The following is a 6,133-nucleotide window of genomic DNA, read 5'->3' as shown; positions in this document are numbered from 1 at the left end:
GCCGACAGATTGGGCATTCCAAGCATTACAATCTCTAGTTGAGCGGTATGGCTGTATCGCTGGATACCCAAACGGCACTTATCGCGGCAACCGTGCATTAACCCGTTATGAATTTGCGGCTGGTTTGAATGCCTGTTTAGACCGCGTTAACGAATTGATTGCGACAGCTACCGCCGATTTGGTGACTAAAGAAGACTTCGCTAGCTTACAGTATTTGCAAGAAGAGTTTTCCGCTGAATTGGCAACTCTGCGCGGTCGTGTAGATGGGCTAGAAGCCAGAAGTGCCGAGATGCAAGCAAATCAGTTTTCCACTACTACCAAGTTGATTGGCGAAGCAATTTTCGCCTTGTCTGATTCTTTCGGCGATAACGCAGCAATAAGCGCTGCTACACTGAGAAATAATCCAAACGCAGCAGACCGCGACTTAGATGCCAACACGACTTTCTCTGACCGGATTCGTTTGAACTTACTCAGCAGTTTCTCTGGCAAAGACCAGTTACAAATTCGTTTGCAAGCTGGCAATGTTATAAATAATAACGATGCCAGCTTAGGTGAGGCTTCAACGGGTACTAACATGACCCGTTTGACATTTGACAACAACACTAGTAACAGTGTCGAAGTAGATAAAATCAACTATGCTTTCAACCTAAGTGAGGCAATACGTGTCAAGGTTGATGCAAACAATGGTGAATTTTGGGAAAACATCAACACCTTCAGCTCCCCCTTTGCTAGCACTGGTCAGGGTGCTATTTCCCGTTATGGTCGCTTCAGTCCTATTTACCGTCAAGGTCAGGGTGGTGCAGGTGCAACTATCAGCTTTAACGCTAATGGACCTTTAACTGCCTCTGTTGCTTATTTAGCTGGCGGACGTACTAATACAGCTAAGAATCCTTTGGATAAAAATGGTTTACTTGATGGTAACTATGCAGCTTTAGTTCAGATAGGTTTTCAACCCACTAAAGCTTTTAATGTCGGTCTAACCTACGCACGTACCTATCAAAATAGTGCTGGTGGCGTGAACCAGTTTGAAGCCACAGGTAGCAGCATTGCCAATAATCCCTTTGGTAATGTTGCAACTTCTGCTAATCACTACGGTGTAGAAGCTTCTTTTAAACTCACCTCTAAGTTGCTAATTGGTGGTTGGTATGGTTACACTGAAGCCGAAGCGCAAAATACTGGCACAACTAGGTTCGACGGAAATGGACCTACCGGGTTTAACGTAATTGCCAACGAAGGTGATGATGCGACATTCAACTACTGGGGTGCTAGCCTCGCTTTGCAAGACTTTGGTAGAAAAGGTAATCTGCTTGGTTTTATCTTTGGTCAACCACCTAAAACCACTAGCAACGATGCCAATATTGCTGGTGGTAGAGGGCTAAGAGATTCAGATACCTCTTACCATTTAGAAGGTCTCTACAGGCTGCAACTGAACGACAATATTTCTGTTACTCCCGGTTTATTGGTGATTTTGAGTCCTGAGCATAATGATAGCAATGACACCATTTATGTAGGTACAGTGCGTACCACTTTCAGTTTTTAAGAATGAAGCTACACAAACAATGCCATGACTAGCGGGCTTCATAGTATGGTAAATTAATATTAGCCCGCCTCTGCTGGCTTTTGTTTGTTGAAAATTTGGTTATGTGAGATTATTATCTTGTTTGGATAAATTTGTTGGAGGGCGATCGCTACTCCAAGCCCACCACACACAACCGCAGTTACAATTGTAAAATTCCTGCCATTTGCGGCGACGTTCTTCTGTAAGGACAGGCGATCGCCGATTAATCCAAACTTTTTCGGCTTCTAAGCTACTTGCGCCGCATTTAGGACAGCAAAACTTATGAGCGTGAATTCCCTGATTTGTCCATTCAGGTGGGATAAGAGCAAAAGCTTCCATGTAGTAAAAATTCTAATTTTACTGCTCATTATGCCTAATAATATTAATCATGGAGCCTAATGTTGAAATTCGTCGTTTGTTAGATGTGATGCCGGCTTCTGGTAGAATGACGGTGAAACTCGTACCTCAGCCAGAACAGTCAAAGGTGATTGATGCTTCTTTTCCCTTACCTTGGAATCAGGAGCGACCAATATATATTAACTTTGATTTGTGGCGTCGCCTAAAGCAGCCGCAACGCGATTTGCTGCTGTTGCGGACAATTAGCTGGTTAACCGGGGTAAAGTGGTTTAAACCCGACATTTATCAAGGTGTGGTAGTGGCGGGTATTTTAGGCGGATTCGTGGAATCAGCGCAACAAGATGTGGTAGGTGTAGTTGTCGCTGGGGGATTAAGTGCGATCGCCTTAATTAGAATTTGGCGCACTAATAATTCCCAAGAATCAGAGTTAAACGCAGATACAGCCGCAATTAGAATCGCATTACGTCGGGGTTACTCAGAAACTGAAGCCGCAGAACATCTGTTAACTGCAATTGAGACGGTAGCCAAAATTGAAGGACGTTCTGGTTTAAATTTTAGCGAATTAATTCGCTGCCAAAATTTACGAGCGATCGCTGGAAAGTCGGCGATCGGTGTACCGGAAAGTTATAAGAATAATTCGATGTAATTTTCAGGCTTTGGAGAATTAGAGAAACGAACCGCAGAGGCGCAGAGGACACAGAGGAATGAGAGTTGGAGAGAGTTTTTGCGCTCATTCTACTCCTTTGCGACGGCAGTCGCTACAACGGGGGGAACCCCCGCAACGCGCTGCCTCGCCTCCGCGTCTCTGCGTGAGATAATCCTTAAATTCCCATCACGGCAACCAAAAATCAGGCAAAATAGATTTACCCAAGTCACGCACTATTTTATTAACGCCTCTGGCAACTTGAATATGCGGTTCATCCGCTTCTACAGGTAAAATCTCGGCAGGTTTACCCTGTTTTAAATAATCAACTACTAAATTCGCCGCTTCTAAACCTGTCACATAAGCCTTTTCTTGTGACCATGAACCGTGACGGCTAACAATCCAATCACCGCTCATAAATACATTATCATAACTTGTCGAAGCTGGCAACATATAGCGATAGCTACCGGGTGCAAAGTGAGATACTGCGTTTGCTAAACGAATTACGCTACTATCTATCACTTTCGCTTGACGAAATTGGGGAATGCAAGTTGCTAAATCGCGTTGAACTCTCTGTACAATTTCTTCATCGCTTAAATTTAAAAATTGATTGGCGTGATAAAAATCTGCTTCAATTACTGTCCCAGGTTCATTTTTATATTCGTCATGTAGTTCATTCAAATTAAAAAATGTCCACCCGGTAGTTGCATCAAAGCCAAAGCAAGCATTAGAAGGACGCGGAATTTCAATTTTCCGGTCAAACCACAGTCGAGTTGCTAAAACGTCAATTGCCCCTAAGTTGCTCAAATTTATGAATTCTTGACGGCTTTGTAAGCTATGGCTATTTGATACGATTTTCTTCATCCCGGTGATACCAACTGCAAAAATTACCGCATCGGCATCAAACACTTCATCACCGCAAACAACACCTGTTGCCCGATTATTATCAACTATTATGTCGGTAACGCGGCGATTTGTTAACTTCTTCGCACCAGCTTTTTCAATTTGTTCTACCCAAGGGCGAAATATCTTTTCTCCCACTGTTCCCCGACACCAAACGACATCAAAATCTGATTGATGGGCGAGAATAAAAAAGTACAGCATTCCTAAAGTTGCAGCGGCAGAACATTGTTCGCCTGGGGCAAATAAACCTACTAACAACATCGGTTCAAATGAGTCACGATAAAGCCGCGCTGAAACTCCAAAATCTTTGAATAATTCTCGCGCTGTCACAAAGTCATAACGTCGCCAAGCTTCATCGGAATTATCAAAGTCAATTAAGGCGTAAAGTAAAGGTAGGGCGCTGATTCTATCTATTAATGGTAAACGTTTAAATTGTGTATATAAAAATGTTCCTATAGGGGTAGGAAGTCGCGGTAAATCCTGAAAAATTGGTGATTCAACTTCTAACCCAAAAGGCGAATATTGAGATGAACGAGTCCAAGTTGTAAAGGGATTTATTCCAAGTTCGTTGATAAGAGAAAATATATTTCTGTAAGGATACCAAAAGCCATGAACACCCGCTTCTACAGATTGTCCCCCTGCTGTTTTCCAACCCGCTACCAGTCCACCAGGATTAGCACCAGCTTCGAGAAGGGTCACATCGTAACCTTGTTTGGCTAAGTGGTAAGTTGCACCATTACCAGCCCAACCTGCACCTACAACTACTACCCGTTTTTGTTGTGACCCTTCTGTCATGATTTTCTCCTGTTTTTTATTCCATCCATTAATTTATTGTAAGTTGCAATTTTAACATTTCGTACATTGTCGATAGAAGCTATTTATCAGTAAAATAACCTAAATTAGGTAGTAATCCTAACTGAACATATACAGTAATAAATACAAATAAAGGCAGAGACACTGATAAAAAAGTATTAAGAAAAACTTAAATTATGAGTATAAAGCCAACTTAAAAAGAATAATTATACCGAGAGGCGCAGAGCGAGGTATAAAGCATCTTTGTTTGAATCCCACGTTTTTAAACGTCGATTCATAATTGCATTCAGACAAGCTTACTTCTACCTTCTGAATCTTTCTTTTTATTGCTCGTCTGAGCAAATAGCAATTCAACAGAATTTAAGTTGATTTAGCTATAGCATCCGGAATCATCGGTGAGAAAATACTAAAGGAGAGTTAAAGTAATATTTGCGACTAAATACGACGCATTATTCGAGTTATCCATTCATTGTCAAGTTTTTGACTAAGCCAAACTTAATGACTATACTGTTTTCTCACCAATGATTTAGGATTACTATATCTTCATCGATACTAGTATTTCAAATGTTTTAGGTGTTTTGCTGTGAATGATATTATTTCCTTTGCATCGTTTAATTCCCAAGCATCAAATTATGATGCTAACAATGCTTACCTGTTAGCTCAACTTTGTGTAGAAAGTTACAGAAGAGGAAAAGTAGAAAAGTTGGGAGGTAAAGATGAAAATAACGATGACTGGCGATCGCGAGTCAAGCAAGAAGCATCCGCTTGGGGATTTAATAGCGATCGCGTTTACTGCTTCAATAACAAAGGTGCCCAAGCAATTCTGGTGGCGGATGCAGAGAAAGTTATCGTCGCTTTTCGGGGAAGTGAAGAATTATCCGACTGGCAGATTAATTTTGAACGGCTAAAGAATAAAGATTTTTCTGACAATTACCATATCTGCCTGCATACGGGTTTTTGTAGGTATTTAAATGATATTTGGCAACCTTATAACGATCCTCAAGGAAGGATAGAAGGTGAAGGCATTAAAGCCATCATCCAAAAAGAAATGAAGGATTCGCCTAAATCACTGTGGTTTACCGGACACAGTTTAGGCGGTGCTGTAGCAGTATTAGCCGCAGCTAGCTGTATCTTCTTAGACAAACTTCCTTTTGAAGTAAGTGGAGTTTATACCTATGGACAACCTCGAGTTGGAGATTTGAGGTTTGCAAAGTTATATAATTCTCAACTCAAATCTAAGACATTCCGATTTGTTAATAACAATGATGTTGTTACCAAAATTCCCACTTGGGCACCGCTTTTCTTGTTTTATCATGTTGGGCAAATTAAATATTTAACGCAAGATGGCGAAATCTTAGATTTTGAAAAGTTAAACTTGTGGCAAAAGTGGCAAGAAATCTTCATTGATATAGTCAAAGACCTGCGCGAACAAGGGATAAACAGCATCACCGATCATTCCTTGTCAACAGGCTATATTCCGCCATTACTCAGAGTAATTTCAGAGGAAAGTGCGATCGCGTAGCGTGTCGTTTACAAAATCGCTTCCTCGTCTTTTATCTAAAAGTCAAAAAAAGTAAAAAAATATTTTAATTTTTTTGACTTTTAATAAACATCTGCTATGAGTATGATGTATGACGACAAGCGTTTTAACAAAATCCTTGAAAATTAAGTGGGCAATAACCGCAAACAAGCGATGCCTAGGTTGGGCTGCGCCTACGCAGCATTGAATAAACTCAATTGATTAATTAATCCTACTTGAAACAAAATGAAACTATTTACTGAATACCCAGAAAAAGACGAAGCCAAATATTGCGATCGCATGAGTGAGCTAGTCAAAAAGAACATGGACAATCTTTACG

The 6,133-nt window shown here is 40.9% G+C and carries 5 protein-coding genes; 3 read left to right on the top strand and 2 right to left on the bottom strand.

All coding sequences use genetic code 11. The annotated features are described in order from the left end of the window. The coding region (locus PI95_RS34260) for an iron uptake porin (RefSeq protein ID WP_163519457.1) at window positions 1-1,540 on the top strand (1,540 nt) is incomplete at its 5' end. Window positions 1,541-1,639: 99 nt separating this feature from the next. Here the strand turns inward: PI95_RS34260 and PI95_RS34255 are convergent. Next, on the bottom strand, window positions 1,640-1,897 hold the full coding sequence (locus PI95_RS34255; RefSeq protein ID WP_039737153.1) for a hypothetical protein: 258 nt from the start codon (window positions 1,895-1,897) through the stop codon (window positions 1,640-1,642). Window positions 1,898-1,946: 49 nt separating this feature from the next. Between PI95_RS34255 and PI95_RS34250 the strand changes: the two genes are divergently transcribed. Continuing rightward, complete coding sequence (locus tag PI95_RS34250) at window positions 1,947-2,561, top strand: DUF3318 domain-containing protein (protein WP_039737151.1); 615 nt, start codon at window positions 1,947-1,949, stop codon at window positions 2,559-2,561. A gap of 186 nt (window positions 2,562-2,747) precedes the next feature. Here PI95_RS34250 and PI95_RS34245 read toward each other — a convergent pair whose 3' ends face one another. Further along, window positions 2,748-4,256: a hydroxysqualene dehydroxylase gene (locus PI95_RS34245; protein ID WP_039737149.1), complete on the bottom strand. Its 1,509-nt coding sequence runs from the start codon at window positions 4,254-4,256 to the stop codon at window positions 2,748-2,750. A 601-nt stretch (window positions 4,257-4,857) separates the two neighbouring features. On the opposite strand from PI95_RS34245, the gene PI95_RS34240 reads away from it, so the two are divergent. After that, the gene (locus PI95_RS34240; RefSeq protein WP_052324619.1) at window positions 4,858-5,796 is read left to right on the top strand and encodes a lipase family protein; all 939 of its coding nucleotides are present in this window, start codon (window positions 4,858-4,860) and stop codon (window positions 5,794-5,796) included. Window positions 5,797-6,133: the final 337 nt, after the last annotated feature.

The sequence above is a fragment of the Hassallia byssoidea VB512170 genome, from assembly GCF_000817785.2.
Taxonomy (GTDB): Bacteria; Cyanobacteriota; Cyanobacteriia; order Cyanobacteriales; family Nostocaceae; genus Hassallia; species Hassallia carrinoi.
The sequence above is the reverse complement of the archived record's forward strand: the minus strand, read 5'-3'. Positions and strand labels throughout refer to the sequence as shown.

What these genes read in the sequence shown, in the direction of transcription:
- PI95_RS34255 (WP_039737153.1), bottom strand. Translation starts at nt 1,897, where the DNA reads ATGGAAGCTTTTGCTCTTATCCCACCTGAATGGACAAATCAGGGAATT.
- PI95_RS34250 (WP_039737151.1), top strand. Translation starts at nt 1,947, where the DNA reads ATGGAGCCTAATGTTGAAATTCGTCGTTTGTTAGATGTGATGCCGGCT.
- PI95_RS34245 (WP_039737149.1), bottom strand. Translation starts at nt 4,256, where the DNA reads ATGACAGAAGGGTCACAACAAAAACGGGTAGTAGTTGTAGGTGCAGGT.